This window comes from Thermoanaerobacterium sp. PSU-2, from assembly GCF_002102475.1.
In the GTDB taxonomy this organism is placed as follows: Bacteria; Bacillota; Thermoanaerobacteria; order Thermoanaerobacterales; family Thermoanaerobacteraceae; genus Thermoanaerobacterium.
This window is the reverse complement of record NZ_MSQD01000001.1, coordinates 80,311-94,496: the sequence shown is the minus strand read 5'-3', so window position 1 is coordinate 94,496 and position 14,186 is coordinate 80,311. Positions and strand designations below refer to the sequence as shown.

Sequence of the window (14,186 nt, the reverse complement as noted above, 5' to 3'; positions counted from 1 at the left end):
AGATCCATGGATAGTATGTATAGATATTCTTAAAAGTAAAAGGCGTTAACCTAAAAGTGGGTCAACGCCTTTTTTCTATGTAAATCTCCATTACAACCTATAAATTTTTGGTGCGGATGAAGGGATTTGAACCCCCACGTCAAAGACACTAGATCCTAAGTCTAGCGCGTCTGCCAATTCCGCCACATCCGCACATAAATCTTTATGTCAAAAAACTTAACAATGGTATTATAATTAATATTCGCTAAAATGTCAATAGCAGATAAGGACAAAAAGCTTATTTCGATATACAAGTTTCCGCATACATACTGCTAATATATACTTAGTAACAAAAAAGTTATATCTCCATAATATATAGAAAGAGGAGGGATATAGATGCCTAACAATATAGTTTTTAATCCAGTGGCGGAGCAACTAAAAACTTTGGTTCATGGAATGCAAGGCACAACACCAACACCTCTATTGTTAGATTCGACGACAGGAAAGCTTTTGTCAACTGTTGATGGTTCTGTGACTGTAGCAGGTACAGTAACGGCACAAGGAACTTTAACGGTTACCGCATCAAACTTTGATATAAGACCTCTAAGTGGTGCAACTGATTCTGTGACTATTAGCAGCGGCACAGTTACAGTCGCTGGTACAGTGACTGTAACAGCATCATCGCTGGATATAAGGCCTCTTACTGCTTCAACCGATTCATTTACACTTGGAAGCAGGACATTCTTAGAAGACTCCACAAGCATTGCAGGCGTGACTGGAACAGGTGTTGTTCTAATGGAGAATACAGGCAACAAATCCATGTACTCTTATTATATAACGAATACAGGCACTAATACTATTTCCATTAAACTCCAGATAAGTCCTACTACTACTGACACCTATTTTGTTGATGACATCAATAGTATTAGTCTGGCAGGCGGATCTATTACAGTCTTGACTGCTATTAAATTTATGCAGTATACAAGATTGTATTACGACACAGGTGGTGCCGCAGCCACTGCAGAATTTTATTATAACGCTCAGGTTTAACGATGGGGCTTTATGCCCCATATGTTTTCGAAAGGAGGATTCAAATGTTAAGCCTGTGCATGATCGTAAAAAATGAAGAGGACAATCTTGAAAGATGCCTTAAAAGTGTTTACGACGTAGTCGATGAAATTATAATCGTGGATACTGGCAGTACTGATAAAACTGTTGACATAGCGAAAAAATTCGGTGCAACAGTATTTTACTATAAATGGAATAATGACTTTAGTGCAGCCAGAAATTTTTCATTAGATAAGGCAAAAGGCGATTGGATTTTGCTGATGGATGCTGACGACGAGCTTGATGAAGATGGTAAAAAAATGATAAAGGTGCTTTTGAAAGACGATAAAATTGATGCATATTTGTTTGAAACCATAAGCTATGTAGGAGATGAAGAAGGATCAGATGCTCTTTCCAACTTAAATGTAAGGATCATTAAGAATAAAGATGAGTACAGATTTACTGGAGCCATTCATGAACAGATATTGATTTCAATATTAAATCATGATGGAAATGTAGCAGAAGTTCCGATAAAAGTTTATCACTACGGCTATTTGCGCAAAAACATCAAAGAAAAAGATAAAAGAAATAGAAACATGTCTATACTTAAAAAAGAGCTAAAAAGAGATCCAGATAATCCTTTTCACAATTTCAATATTGGAGCAGAGTACATGGCGTTGGGCAATTATGAGCGTGCGTATAATTACTTTAAAAAGTCATTTGATTGTTCAAAAGATGTTAAGACTGGTTATACGACAAAACTGATTATCAGGATGATTATTTGTTTAAATCAACTAAATAAGGTTGACGAAGCATTTAGTTTATGCAATGAGTCCATTGAAAAATACCCAAATGTAACGGATATAATGTTTTTAAAAGGTATGTTATATCATAGAATTGGTCATCACCAAGAAGCAATAAATTGTTTTAGAAGATGTATAGACATGGGGGAACCACCGCTTATTGATAGGTTTATAACTGGTGTAGGCGGATTTAAAGCTTACCTTGCCATGGGGGAAGTTTTTATGGATATAAAAGATATTGACAATGCTATTGAATGTTTTTTAAATTCATTTAGACTTAATCCCTCCAATAAAGCAATACTGTATAAATTATCAAACGCTTATTTCAGCAGATACGATGAGAAAACTGCAATAGAAAAAATTGTTTCGCATTTTGATGTGTCACCTGAAGCGTATACGATTATAAGCGATATATTTTTTTTAAATGGCAAGTATCATGAATCGCTAAAATTTATAGACATGGCACTAAATTCACTGAAGAATAATATAACGTATTATATAAAAGGAAGAACATTGATGTATTTACACAGATATGGTGAAGCCGTAGAATATTTTGAAATGATAGATTGCGGTGAATACACCCTTGATAGTCATATTAATAATATTATTTGCTGCTTATTAATTGGTAAAGATATAAAAAATCCAATGTTGTCGTTAAAAAAACACTTTATAGAGGCTTATAAAGTATTTTACAAATTTGACCTATTGCTTAAAAAAGATGTGGTATTGCCAATAGGCGTTGAAGACACTGGCACATATACAAATGTTATTTTTATTATACTCGATAAATTATTTGAGATTCAGGAATTTGATTTGTTTGAAAAATCTTTAAATATGCTTAATATGGTAAATGAGAAAGATGTTTTGTTGAGATTAGGAAAACTTTATTATCGGCATGGAGCGTACAAACTTGCTGAAGAAGAATTGACACGTTCTATGAAGCTATTTGATATAATCGATGAAGAAGGTATGATTATATTAAGCAGTTTGTGTGGGCAAAAGGAAGATAAAATTAGTTGATTGTTTTGATTTTGATTGTAGGGGTGATGAAATGCCTTCTATAATTATACAGCCATCCACAAAAGATACGTCATTAGAATCGGGTTACCCCAACAGCAATAGAGGAAGTGATCCTACACTTTGGATCGGTAGGTATTACATTGGTTTTTCTGGGAAATCGGTGTATAGAGCTCTTATACAGTTTGATTTAGGCATGGTGCCACAAGGTTCTATCGTGGTTGAAGCTATTTTAAAGCTTTATTTCAATTATGCAACAAATCCATCAATTCCTGCATATATTACACCGTTTTTAATTGTGGATGAATGGGATGAAAATACAGCAACATGGAATAATGGGCCGAATATTGATGAAACAGTATTTGGCTCTACCAAGGCTGTGACTAAAGAGGGCTGGTATGGATTTAATATAACGAATATAGTTAATGGATGGATAAGTGGCATCTACAAAAACAACGGGATAATGCTTAAAACTCCAGAGGCGCAAAACTTTGAAACGAAAAGTTTTTATTCTAAAGATGAATCAATAAACATATCTTTAAGACCAATGTTACAACTGACTTATATAGGAGGATACCCATTTACGCTAAACGAAAGAAGATTTGTGAAGGCGAAGTTTACTTACACGGCATATGATGATGAAAATTTTACAGATGTAAATGATTGCTCATCATATGACAAATATACGTACTTCGTGTATAATACAAGTGAAAATCCAGTTATAGTAAAACTCCTCATAAGTCCTGGTGACGATTTATGGATAGAGGATGGCAATGAAATAATTTTAGATGCAGGCAAAACAGTTGCATTGGTACCTTATTTATTTTCTCAATATTCAAGGTTATCATATAAAAACAAAGATGCAGGAAAAGGAGCAAACATTACCGTGTGGTTTGAGGCACAAGTTTAAAAAATTGCAGCACAAATTAAAAAAATGCATTATAATATTAATAGTATAATATCGAATGAAGAGGGATAGTTTTAAATGAATAAGACAAAGGAAAAGATATTTAATGCAGCCATAGATATAATTTCTCAGAAAGGTTTCTATAAGGCTACAATGGATGAAATTGCAGATAAAGCAGGGGTGGCCAAAGGAACCCTCTATTATCACTTTAATAGCAAAGATGATATATTGATATTCTTAATAGATGAAGGATTGTCGCTTTTAAAGAATCAAATACTGGAGAAAATAAGCCACATGAAAAATTCTGTAGAAAAACTAAGGGAGATAATTGTAGTTCAGTCGAATTTTTTATTTAAGTACAAAGATTTTGTCCTTATATTGCTAAGTCAATTGTGGGGAAAAGAAGATATTCAAAATAGCTTTAGAGAAAAAATATACGATTATTTAAAGATTATTGAGGACATCATTGATGAAGGAATTGAAGAAAAGCTAATAGAAAGATGTGATAAAAAACTGCTATCTTCTGCTTTTTTTGGCATGATAAGCTCTCTTATTATCTTTCAATTTAGAAATAATGATGTTATAGACCCGGAACATATAGCAGATAGTGTTATTGAATATACATTTAATGGAATCCATTATAGAGATTAATCTTTATAATGGTTTTTTTATTGACTTTTAAGATCAAAGATACTATAATAAGTTAGAACTGACTAGTCAGTATAATAAATATTGGAGGTGTATTCATGATAGGTGTGATTTTTAATGAGCTTAAAAGATTGGCACAAAACAGATTTATTAGATTAGCAGTCATAGTGATTATTTTTATGCCACTATTGTACAGCTTTCTTTATTTGTATGCATTTTGGGATCCATATGGCAAGTTAGACAAACTTCCAGTTGCAGTTGTGAATCAGGATAAAAGTGTGCTATACGATGGAAAATATAAAAGTTTTGGGGATGACATTGTAAAGGAATTAAAAAGCAATCATGATTTCAAATGGAATTTTGTAAGCTATGATGATGGTTTAGATGGTTTAAAAGGCAATAAATATTATTTTATGATAGTGATACCAAAGGACTTTTCCAAAAATATTTTAAGTGTCAATGGCAATGCCGTAGAAAAAGCTCATATTCAGTATATAACAAATGACAAAAAGAATTTTTTGGCGACACAGCTTGGAAATAAAGCCATAGAAAATTTGACGCAAAAAATATCTGATACGATAAGGAAAAGCTATATAGATACTGTTTTTTCAAATGTTAAAGACATGGGAAATGGTTTAAAACAAGCTTCTTTAGCGGAAAAACAATTATCAGACGGCGCAAAAATGCTAAATGACGGTGTGTCAAAATTAAATGATGGCATTAACAAAGCTTTGGTTGGAACAAATCAATTTAAAGATGGGTTGTACAATTTAAGTATTGGGGCAAATAATGCATCTTATGGTGCTTCAAATTTAGCAAATGGCGCTCAGATTTTATCTCAGAAATTAGATGAAGTGGACAAAAACAGCAATTTGATTTTAAATGGAATGAATAATCTAAAGAGTGGTTTAAATGGAGTGAGTCAAGGTCTTAATGCAATAAGCAACAGCATAAACCAATTGAAAAGCGGCTCGACCGCTGTAACAAATGGTTACGATCAAATTGGTCAGAGTCTATCGTCATTTTTGACAGAATTTGATTCGGTAAGCAATGGATTGAACAGTATTCAGACAAATTTGGATAGTGCCGTTGCTGCATTAAACAATTATGTTGATAAACACCCCGAGGCCATGTCAGATTCGGATTTTAAGATGGCGGTTACCGTTGTGTCAGAATCAAATTCAGGATTAAAACAAATAATCAACGGACTTGAAACTAACAAGGCCAAGATTGATGCATTGAACGATTCTCTTAAAAAATTAGACAGCGCTACTAATAATTTAACAATTGGATATGACAAATTGAATGATGGAGTATCACAATTGCAAACAGTAGTAACACAAATTATAAATGGTGAAAATAATTTAAGCAATGGCATTTCTCAGTATGCAAATGGAATATCGTTGTTAAATCAAAAGATGAGCGACATTACATCCGGGCTTTTAGAACTTAATGATGGACTTAATGCATTAAAACAAGGTGCTTCTAGTTTATACAATGGCTCTAAAGACTTAAATAACGGGTTGGTGACGGTATCTAATGGCAGCAAGCAGATACAAGAGAACATGGAGAAACTATACAAAAATCAAGATCTTCTTTATAAAAAACTTAGTGATGCATCTGACAAAATAGAAGTGATGAGTACAACTGATGAGAAAAAGAGCATGATAAATGAACCTATTATTCTTGATACTAAGAGATTAAATCCAGTAGCGAATTATGGCATTGGGTTTACACCGTATTTCATACCTTTATCACTTTGGGTTGGCGCATTGATTTTATTCTTTATAATTGATATTTACGATAAAAACGGCTATAAAGATATTAGCAACGCTTCAATTGTCGTAGGTAAACTGCTAAGCTTAAGCATTTTAGGAATTTTTCAATCGATAGTTTCTGGTTTTGTATTGATAGAAGCACTTAAATTGCCTGTGAACAATTTGCTATACTATTACGTTATAAATGCTGTAATGTCTGTGGTTTTTGTGTTTATTATCGGATTTTTTGTAATGCTTCTTGGCATGGCAGGAAAATTCTTCGCCGTTGTTCTTTTGATGCTGCAGTTGACATCATCTGGTGGCGTATTCCCTATGGAATTAGAGCCGAAATTCTTCAATATTTTAAATCCATTTTTTCCAATGACATATGGCACTCAAGCATTGAGAGAGGCTATTTCAGGTTCTAATATTGGGCTAATTATTCACGACTTGCTTATCTTAGCATGTTTTGGTATTTTATTTATGCTTTTGTCAATTTTGCTGTCGGGAAAGGTAGGAGATAAGAATAAAATAGATGAAAAGTTAAATGCTGCAAATTAAATTCACATAAGATTCACATAAATATTTAATAATTTTGAAACTGCCAATGATAGACAAACCTACGATTCAGTATATAGTTGAAGAAGCCGTAAACTCAGGTATAGAGGATATACTCATAATAACACGAAGAAACAAAAGAGCGATAGAGGACCACTTCGACAGATTGATAGAATTGGAATTGGAGATAGAGGTATAAACAAAAAAATCTTGTGTAAATCTTATAGAGGTGTTAAAATAAATAAGTAATTGAATAAGACAGTTCGAAACCATCCTGTCTATAAACAAAACTACGGGCATTGCAAATCAAAAGTTTGCATATATGAGCACAGGTGGACTGTGCTCTTTTTCATTATGTTTATGGAAGGATGTGATAACTGGAAATTTTAGGAGGTATAGCATGAACGGAGAATTTTTAAAAAAGAAGTACAGCCTTACTCAAAAATTGACTATCTCTGGATTGGTAATGGCATTGTACCTTGTTGTAATGTACTTTACACAAAATTTCGCTTTTGGTCAGTACCAAATAAGAATAGCCACATCGATTTATGCCTTGGCTGCTATTTTCCCATTTTTGATATTGCCGATGGGGTTAAGCAATATGCTTAGCAATATTTTAATGGGAGGCTTAGGGCTTCCTGATATGATTGGAGGCTTCTTTGTAGGCATATTGACGTCGTATGCAGTTTACCTTATTAGAAAGTATCGTCTAAATGATTGGTTTATCTCAATTCCTATAATATTATTTCCAGGCCTTATAGTGCCAATTTGGCTTTCTGTTTTGCTTAAAATACCGTATCATATATTGGCCATAAGCGTTACAGTAGGTCAGATTATACCTGGAATTGTAGGCGTACTGTTAGTCAAACAGTTGAAAAACAAATTATGATGGAGTGTGAGTATCATGTCAAGAGATGAGAAAGAGCTTAATGGATTATCTCAATTAGGGAATAAAGAGACTAAGTACATTTTCGATTACGATCCATCTTTGCTTGAAACATTCCCTAATAAACATCAAGAGAATGACTATTTTGTAAAGTTCAATTGTCCTGAATTCACAAGCCTTTGCCCTAAGACTGGACAGCCTGACTTTGCAACAATATACATTTCGTATGTTCCAGACAAGCTGATGGTTGAAAGTAAATCATTAAAGCTTTATCTTTTTAGCTTTAGAAATCACGGGGATTTTCATGAAGACTGCGTAAACATAATCATGAAGGATTTAATAAAACTGTTGGATCCAAAATACATCGAGGTTTGGGGCAAGTTCACTCCAAGAGGTGGAATATCTATAGATCCTTACTGTAACTATGGAAGGCCTGGTACGAAGTGGGAAGATGTGGCACAAAAAAGGCTTTTTTACCATGATATGTACCCTGAAAAAGTAGATAACAGGTGATTTTGTGATATAATATAGATATCAGTTGGCGTTAAAGGAGATGCAATACATGAAAATCGGGATAATAAGCGATACACACGGCGATTATACATCTTGGGAAAAAGCCATTAGCTATCTTCAAAATGCTGATTTGATACTTCATGCAGGTGATGTTTTGTATCATGGCCCTAGAAATGACATTCCATCTGGATACAATCCTAAGAAACTTATTGCTGCCATAAATGATTGCAAAATACCTATATTGATATCGAAAGGAAACTGTGATGCATCTGTAGACCAAATGGTATTGAACATCCCTATTCAATCGCCTTACGTCTTTGCAGTGATTGAAAACAAAAGGTTTTTAATACAGCACGGCGACAATATAAGCCAAGACGAAATACATGATTTGATTTTCAGGTACAAACTTGATTATTTTGTTACTGGACATACCCATGTTCCAGTGTTAAAGAAACATGACAACTGCATAATTGTAAATCCAGGTTCTACATCTTTAAGCAAAAGAGATGATGGAATAAATACTATAAGCATAATTGATGACGATGGCATATATATTTTAGACATAGAGACAGGTAATAAGATACTTGAAATAAAAAATTAAAACCACCTAAATGGGTGGTTTTAATCATATCTATAGGACTTTTACTATCTTTTCATATCCATTTCTCTTTAACCTTGGATAAAGCGTTTTGCTTTCATCGAAGTACCCGAGAGATATAAGCATTACTACGACCTTGTCATCAGGTATACCAAATGCTTCTTTTAACTTATCTTCTTCAAAGCCGATCATTGCATGTGAGTCAACGCCATAATATTTTGCGGCGTACATTATGGACATGCTTAAAAGAGATGTATTTCTGACGGCAAAATTGTTCGCCTTTAAGTCTGTATTGTAAAGCATATTTTTAGCAAAATCGATACTGCCTTGTATCTTGTCATCAGGAATTCCCACATCTCTCATGTACCACCATGCAGGATTATCTTCCTTATATGCGTTTTTATCGCCTATCATGATTAAAGTAACCGGAGCATCAAGAATCTTTGGCTGTTTCAATGCGACATCATAAAGTTTTTCCTTTGCTTCCTTTGACTTTACAGCGATTATTTCCCAAGGTTGTAAGTTGAATGCTGAAGGTGTTAATGCAGCTAAATCGATTATCTTTTTTAATGTCTCTTCATCAAGTTCTTTATTTTTATCAAAGAAATTGACAGAACGCCTTTCTTCAAATACTTCTTTTAAATCTTTCATAATATTTCCTCCTAGTTTTGAAGTTACACTTAAATTATACTACATCTTTTTAAAAAAACAAAGAATTCCTATAAACATACTATGTAATATGATTAAACTGAAAAAAGTTGTATAATATATGTGGACAAATTTTTGCATTGGAGGTCTTTTTATGGATTGGAATGAGATAAGAGAAAAAGCAAGGGAAAACATGAAGGGCTATTGCAGAGGATGCAAAAGATGTGATGGCATTGCATGTGCTGGTGAAGTCCCCGGCATGGGAGGCACAGGCACGGGAAATGGCTTCATTGAAAACATAAAGGCATTAGACAGATGGAAAGTCAAGCTGAAGACGCTTCATGATGTCCTAAAGCCCGACATAAACACATCTTTTCTTGGCTTTGAAGTCAAGATGCCTGTTTTTGCTGCTCCAATGACAGGACTTAAGGGAAATGCAGGTGGATATTTGTCTGAGCGTGATTACGATATTATGGTTGCAGAGGCGTGCAAAAATGTAGGAACGATATTTATGTCAGGCGATGCAAATGATAAGGACATGTATCCTGCAGGCATCGATGCTATAAAATCAACAGGTGTTTTAGGCATACCATTTTCTAAACCTCGGACAGTAGATGAGATAATAGAGAAGGCGAAAATTGCTAAGGAAGCAGGTGCTATAGCGTTTGGCGTTGATGTGGATGGAGCTGGGCTTATCATGATGGTAAGAAGCGGTCAGTTTGTAGGTCCAAAATCGAGAAAAGAGATCGAGATGATAGCTGAAAATATTGAGCTTCCTTTAATATTAAAGGGTATCATGACGGTAGAAGAGGCGATGATAGCGGCAGAAGCAGGTGCAAAGGCAATTGTCGTTTCAAATCACGGAGGAAGAGTATTAGATCACACGATGGGGACTGCTGATGTCCTACCTGACATTGCAAAAGCTGTTGGTGACAAAATCGATGTACTTGTGGATGGCGGCGTAAGAACAGGCATAGACGTTTTAAAGATGCTGTCATTGGGAGCAAAAGCCGTCTTAATAGGAAGGCCTATAATGATTGCTGCACATGGAGGAGGAAGAGAAGCCATAGAGTTTTATCTCAACAAGGTTTCTGACGAGTTGTATCAGGCCATGATCCTCACTGGATGCAAGGACTTAAAGAACGTACCAGAAGTGTATAAAGCAAGCTGATATTAAAAGATAGAAATGAGGCGATTTTATGACAAACCATAAAGTTGATGAGTATTTAGAAAAAGTTTTAAACTGGAAAGATGAGTTAGAAAAGTTAAGAGAAATAATGTTGGAGTTTCAATTAGAGGAAGATTTAAAATGGGGTAAGCCATGTTACTCATACAATAAGAGCAATATAGCCATACTGATAGGATTTAAGGAATACTGTGCGATTTCATTCTTCAAGGGCTCTTTGCTAAATGATGAAAAAGGAATCTTAATTAAACCTGGCGAAAATTCTCAGGCATCTCGACAGATTAGGTTTAAAAGCATTGAAGAAATTGCTGAAAAAGAAGATGTTTTAAAGGAATACATCACTAAGGCGATTGAAATTGAAAAGCTGGGAATGAAAGTAGATTTTAAAAAGAACGATGAGACTAAAATACCTTATGAATTTCAGATTAAATTAGACGAAGATCCTATTTTAAAATCAGCTTTTTTTGGATTGACCCCTGGACGACAGAGGGCATACATTATTTATTTTTCTCAACCAAAACAATCTAAGACGAGACAGGCAAGAGTCGAAAAATATATAGGAAAAATTTTAAGCGGGAAGGGATTAAATGACTAAACGGCGGGTGTTTCCGCCTATTTTATTTTTACAAAACATTGCAAAGACTATTGACATTTATGTATTATAGTGTTATATAATTATATAACAGTATAAAACTTAAGGAGGTTGTTTTATGAGAAATAATTTGATTGAATCGATTGTCTTCCTTCTATCGATTATCGTGATTCTTGTTGGATTTGCAGTTGTCATTTCTAAAAAGACGTTTAATACGCAATTGCTTAAGAGATTTAATGAAAGCAGAATGGTGAGGCTGATCTTTTCATTGGTATGTATATTTTTAGCTTGGATTATGCCATGGTTTTCTGTTAAGATGTTGATGGCTATCGGGGCTTTTGGATTTTTAATAAGCATCTTTCCGATTAAAAGGAATGCTTCAAGTATATCAATAGGGATTGCGGTTACACTTTTTGTACTTGTTGCATTATGGCTTGTAGGACTATACTCTTATCAAGGTGTTGGAAGCGTTTCAAATAGCGTATTGCGGATAACAAACAGTTTTCCAATAGACGTTAAGAGCACAGCGGACAATAGTCTTCGCATTGATGGAAGCGAAAGAATAATGCCTGATAAGAAAATATCATTAAAGGATGCAAAGAATGTCAATATAGCAGTAAAAGGTGGAATAGAAATAGAGTTTACAAACAGTGACACTATTTACATTCCATCTGAATTGAACGTGGAAAGCGATAATGGAAATTTGACAGTTTTTGAAAAAAGTCCAAAACAAAATGTTACTTATGTGATCGAATTGGGAACTAATCCAAATGAGGCTGTAGATATAAGATCCGCAGGCATTGAGATCACTGGAAGCGGTAATTTCAATAATTTCAGTTTAAATTCTGCAGGTTCTTCAATAAATGGTAATATATCTTCTAATAATGATGTGTATTTGAGTTGTGCTGGACTTAAAGTGAGTGGAAATTTAAAGGGAAAAGTTTTGAACATTAATAGTTCTGGCACAACTTTGAATGGGGAATTAGATTTTAACAAAATAATTGTCAATTCAACAGGTTTAGCTATAAATGAGATGTCAAAATTTAGCGAGCTAAATATTAATGCTACTGGACTTTACGGCAGAATCGATATTTTAAACAGCAGCAGTGAAAGAGGAGATCTTAGTGTGAGTTCAACAGGCGGGACATTAACTGTAGTAAATAAGAACAAAGCACCCGTAGACATCAATACTTCTGGTTTTATAAAAATAACTAAAGAGTGATTGCAAAATGTTGAGAAAAGTAGATAAACACAGTGGAGTTCCTGCCTATCTGCAAATAGTAAATATGATAAAATCAGAAATTTTGCTTGGGAACCTTCAAAAAGGATCGCAGCTATCTTCAATACGTGAATTGCAACAAATTTTTGATGTGAATATAAATACTGTATTAAAAGCATTGGAAAAGTTAAAATCAGAAGGGTATATTGAAGCGGAACAGGGTGTAGGATACTTTGTTAAAAAGGATTTTGATGTGGATAAAAAGATTATAGAAATAATAAAAACATGTGTAACTAAGTTAAAAGACAATAGTATAGATTATTATACAGCTATATTGATATTTGAGGAGGTCTGGAAAAATGAGCGATTATAAGACTGGTTTTTCATTAGAGCTTAAAAAGATGGACGTGTATCTTGAAAAAGAATTAACGGAAAAGACAGGTAGAATTGCGATTTTGATGTTGATTCTTTTATTGCCAAATTTTTTTGTTAAGGAATTTGCAATACTGTTTTTATCATCATCGCTGCTGATACATGATATACGGCATCAAAATGTTGAAATTCTATATTCTCTGCCTTTTTCCAAAAAAGAAATGTTTAGTTTCAACTTGATTTTTTTATGCCTTGCCGTTTTTATTACTTCCGCTTTTGGAGAAATTTTTATAGACAATACGATTGTTGAAAAATTAGAATTTATTTTAAGAAGTTTGATTTTAATATTTTCAATATTTGGCATTCAGGTGATACTCTCTGAATTCAATATTGATGCAGTAGTCTTTAGCTTTATTGCAGAGATTTTTGATGCAATTTTAGGCAATTTTGGGACACCCGACATAAATAGTTCTAATTTTAACCCTTACAGTTTGATAAGTTTTACAAAGCAGGGGAATTTGGTCATGTCACTTGTGTTTTCAATATTGATTTGTTTTATTAGCTATTTAGTATACACACGAAAGGACGGTGAAAATCCTCATGAAGGCTTTGGAAGTAATAAACTTAAGCAAACAGATTGATGGCAAACAAATTATATCAGACGTAAGCTTTTCTGTGCCAGAGGGAGAAATAATTGCACTTGTTGGGCCTAATGGTGCAGGGAAAACCACCACATTAAAATGTATAATGGGTATTATAGGAAAAGATGCGGGTGAAATATTCATTTTTGGGCAGCCTTTTAGTACAAAACTTAAGACGGATATGGCGTTTGTTTCAGAAAACAGAAAAGTTTTTGCTAATTTAAGTTTAGGAGATTATCGAAAGTTATATGAGACACTTTATCCAAATTGGGATGACAACTTTTTTAAAAGTCTCATATCTCGATATGGATTTAATCTAAAACAAGAGATGCAAAAATTTTCAGAAGGACAAAGGACGCTTCTATTGTCGATTTTAGCTTTTTCTACAAATGCAAAACTCATTATTCTCGATGAGCCGACTCAGCATCTTGATCCAGCAGTAAGATTTGAGCTTATAGAAATGATAAAAGAATATGTCAATGACAAAAAAGGAACTGTATTGCTTTCTTCTCATGAGATATACGAGTTAGAGGAGTATGCCACAAGCTTTGCTATCATAAAAAACGGGAGAATAATTTACACCGATTCAATAGATGAAGCGAAACAAAAGCATAGGATACTAAGTGCAAACAAAATTGCAAAGGACATGAAAGTGATAGCTGTAATCAATGACGAGGTTTTGGTTAAGACAGATGAAGATGTGGGCGATTATCCCCGTTTAAATCAAATTATTGTTGGCTATTTAAAAAGTACAGATGAAATTTTTCAAACAAGTTATTCACTTTGATGATTTGATTTGATAAAATATCTTTATA

General features: G+C 33.8%; 15 protein-coding genes, 1 tRNA gene and 1 pseudogene. 15 read left to right on the top strand and 2 right to left on the bottom strand.

Features of this window, described 5'->3' with window-relative positions:
* Positions 1–108: 108 nt before the first annotated feature.
* Positions 109–192, bottom strand: a tRNA-Leu gene (locus tag BVF91_RS00560).
* 183 nt (positions 193–375) lie between these two features.
* Here BVF91_RS00560 and BVF91_RS00555 point away from each other — a divergent pair.
* From BVF91_RS00555 to yfcE, 9 genes and pseudogenes are all read left to right on the top strand, one after another.
* Positions 376–1,029, top strand: a complete 654-nt coding sequence (locus tag BVF91_RS00555) for a DUF6385 domain-containing protein (protein ID WP_085111607.1) — start codon at positions 376–378, stop codon at positions 1,027–1,029.
* A gap of 44 nt (positions 1,030–1,073) precedes the next feature.
* On the top strand, positions 1,074–2,849 hold the full coding sequence (locus BVF91_RS00550) for a TPR domain-containing glycosyltransferase (protein ID WP_085111606.1): 1,776 nt from the start codon (positions 1,074–1,076) through the stop codon (positions 2,847–2,849).
* A 31-nt stretch (positions 2,850–2,880) separates the two neighbouring features.
* The gene (locus tag BVF91_RS00545) at positions 2,881–3,756 is read left to right on the top strand and encodes a DNRLRE domain-containing protein (RefSeq protein WP_085111851.1); all 876 of its coding nucleotides are present in this window, start codon (positions 2,881–2,883) and stop codon (positions 3,754–3,756) included.
* A 75-nt stretch (positions 3,757–3,831) separates the two neighbouring features.
* Complete coding sequence (locus tag BVF91_RS00540) at positions 3,832–4,404, top strand: TetR/AcrR family transcriptional regulator (protein WP_085111605.1); 573 nt, start codon at positions 3,832–3,834, stop codon at positions 4,402–4,404.
* Positions 4,405–4,499: 95 nt separating this feature from the next.
* Positions 4,500–6,719, top strand: coding sequence for a YhgE/Pip family protein (locus BVF91_RS00535; RefSeq protein WP_085111604.1), 2,220 nt, complete (start codon positions 4,500–4,502; stop codon positions 6,717–6,719).
* A gap of 40 nt (positions 6,720–6,759) precedes the next feature.
* Positions 6,760–6,909, top strand: a pseudogene (locus BVF91_RS00530) (sugar phosphate nucleotidyltransferase); the annotation flags it as partial.
* A gap of 207 nt (positions 6,910–7,116) precedes the next feature.
* Entirely contained in the window at positions 7,117–7,605 is a 489-nt protein-coding gene (locus BVF91_RS00525; protein ID WP_085111603.1) for a QueT transporter family protein, read from the top strand.
* Between the two features lie 15 nt (positions 7,606–7,620).
* A complete protein-coding gene (queF, locus tag BVF91_RS00520; RefSeq protein ID WP_085111602.1) occupies positions 7,621–8,115 on the top strand; it encodes a preQ(1) synthase in 495 nt (164 codons plus the stop codon).
* 49 nt (positions 8,116–8,164) lie between these two features.
* Positions 8,165–8,716 (top strand): phosphodiesterase, encoded by a 552-nt coding sequence (yfcE, locus tag BVF91_RS00515; RefSeq protein WP_085111601.1) that lies wholly within the window; start codon positions 8,165–8,167, stop codon positions 8,714–8,716.
* Between the two features lie 30 nt (positions 8,717–8,746).
* Here yfcE and BVF91_RS00510 read toward each other — a convergent pair whose 3' ends face one another.
* Positions 8,747–9,364, bottom strand: a complete 618-nt coding sequence (locus BVF91_RS00510) for a nitroreductase family protein (RefSeq protein WP_085111600.1) — start codon at positions 9,362–9,364, stop codon at positions 8,747–8,749.
* Between the two features lie 151 nt (positions 9,365–9,515).
* Here BVF91_RS00510 and BVF91_RS00505 point away from each other — a divergent pair, with 151 nt between their 5' ends.
* The 6 genes from BVF91_RS00505 (at position 9,516) to BVF91_RS00480 (ending at position 14,158) form a co-directional block, all read left to right on the top strand.
* Positions 9,516–10,532, top strand: a complete 1,017-nt coding sequence (locus tag BVF91_RS00505; RefSeq protein ID WP_085111599.1) for an alpha-hydroxy-acid oxidizing protein — start codon at positions 9,516–9,518, stop codon at positions 10,530–10,532.
* Between the two features lie 28 nt (positions 10,533–10,560).
* A complete protein-coding gene (locus tag BVF91_RS00500; protein WP_085111598.1) occupies positions 10,561–11,142 on the top strand; it encodes a YdeI/OmpD-associated family protein in 582 nt (193 codons plus the stop codon).
* 115 nt (positions 11,143–11,257) lie between these two features.
* Positions 11,258–12,361 (top strand): head GIN domain-containing protein, encoded by a 1,104-nt coding sequence (locus BVF91_RS00495; RefSeq protein ID WP_085111597.1) that lies wholly within the window; start codon positions 11,258–11,260, stop codon positions 12,359–12,361.
* Positions 12,362–12,368: 7 nt separating this feature from the next.
* Positions 12,369–12,731: a GntR family transcriptional regulator gene (locus tag BVF91_RS00490; RefSeq protein ID WP_085111596.1), complete on the top strand. Its 363-nt coding sequence runs from the start codon at positions 12,369–12,371 to the stop codon at positions 12,729–12,731.
* The gene (locus BVF91_RS00485) at positions 12,718–13,371 is read left to right on the top strand and encodes a hypothetical protein (protein ID WP_085111595.1); all 654 of its coding nucleotides are present in this window, start codon (positions 12,718–12,720) and stop codon (positions 13,369–13,371) included. Before BVF91_RS00490 ends, BVF91_RS00485 begins: the two co-directional genes overlap by 14 nt.
* Entirely contained in the window at positions 13,331–14,158 is an 828-nt protein-coding gene (locus BVF91_RS00480; protein ID WP_085111594.1) for an ABC transporter ATP-binding protein, read from the top strand. Before BVF91_RS00485 ends, BVF91_RS00480 begins: the two co-directional genes overlap by 41 nt.
* The last annotated feature ends 28 nt before the right edge of the window (positions 14,159–14,186 follow it).

What these genes read in the sequence shown, in the direction of transcription:
- queF (WP_085111602.1), top strand. Translation starts at nt 7,621, where the DNA reads ATGTCAAGAGATGAGAAAGAGCTTAATGGATTATCTCAATTAGGGAAT.
- BVF91_RS00490 (WP_085111596.1), top strand. Translation starts at nt 12,369, where the DNA reads ATGTTGAGAAAAGTAGATAAACACAGTGGAGTTCCTGCCTATCTGCAA.
- BVF91_RS00545 (WP_085111851.1), top strand. Translation starts at nt 2,881, where the DNA reads ATGCCTTCTATAATTATACAGCCATCCACAAAAGATACGTCATTAGAA.
- BVF91_RS00555 (WP_085111607.1), top strand. Translation starts at nt 376, where the DNA reads ATGCCTAACAATATAGTTTTTAATCCAGTGGCGGAGCAACTAAAAACT.
- BVF91_RS00525 (WP_085111603.1), top strand. Translation starts at nt 7,117, where the DNA reads ATGAACGGAGAATTTTTAAAAAAGAAGTACAGCCTTACTCAAAAATTG.
- BVF91_RS00500 (WP_085111598.1), top strand. Translation starts at nt 10,561, where the DNA reads ATGACAAACCATAAAGTTGATGAGTATTTAGAAAAAGTTTTAAACTGG.
- BVF91_RS00540 (WP_085111605.1), top strand. Translation starts at nt 3,832, where the DNA reads ATGAATAAGACAAAGGAAAAGATATTTAATGCAGCCATAGATATAATT.
- BVF91_RS00550 (WP_085111606.1), top strand. Translation starts at nt 1,074, where the DNA reads ATGTTAAGCCTGTGCATGATCGTAAAAAATGAAGAGGACAATCTTGAA.
- BVF91_RS00485 (WP_085111595.1), top strand. Translation starts at nt 12,718, where the DNA reads ATGAGCGATTATAAGACTGGTTTTTCATTAGAGCTTAAAAAGATGGAC.
- BVF91_RS00505 (WP_085111599.1), top strand. Translation starts at nt 9,516, where the DNA reads ATGGATTGGAATGAGATAAGAGAAAAAGCAAGGGAAAACATGAAGGGC.
- BVF91_RS00510 (WP_085111600.1), bottom strand. Translation starts at nt 9,364, where the DNA reads ATGAAAGATTTAAAAGAAGTATTTGAAGAAAGGCGTTCTGTCAATTTC.
- yfcE (WP_085111601.1), top strand. Translation starts at nt 8,165, where the DNA reads ATGAAAATCGGGATAATAAGCGATACACACGGCGATTATACATCTTGG.
- BVF91_RS00480 (WP_085111594.1), top strand. Translation starts at nt 13,331, where the DNA reads ATGAAGGCTTTGGAAGTAATAAACTTAAGCAAACAGATTGATGGCAAA.
- BVF91_RS00535 (WP_085111604.1), top strand. Translation starts at nt 4,500, where the DNA reads ATGATAGGTGTGATTTTTAATGAGCTTAAAAGATTGGCACAAAACAGA.
- BVF91_RS00495 (WP_085111597.1), top strand. Translation starts at nt 11,258, where the DNA reads ATGAGAAATAATTTGATTGAATCGATTGTCTTCCTTCTATCGATTATC.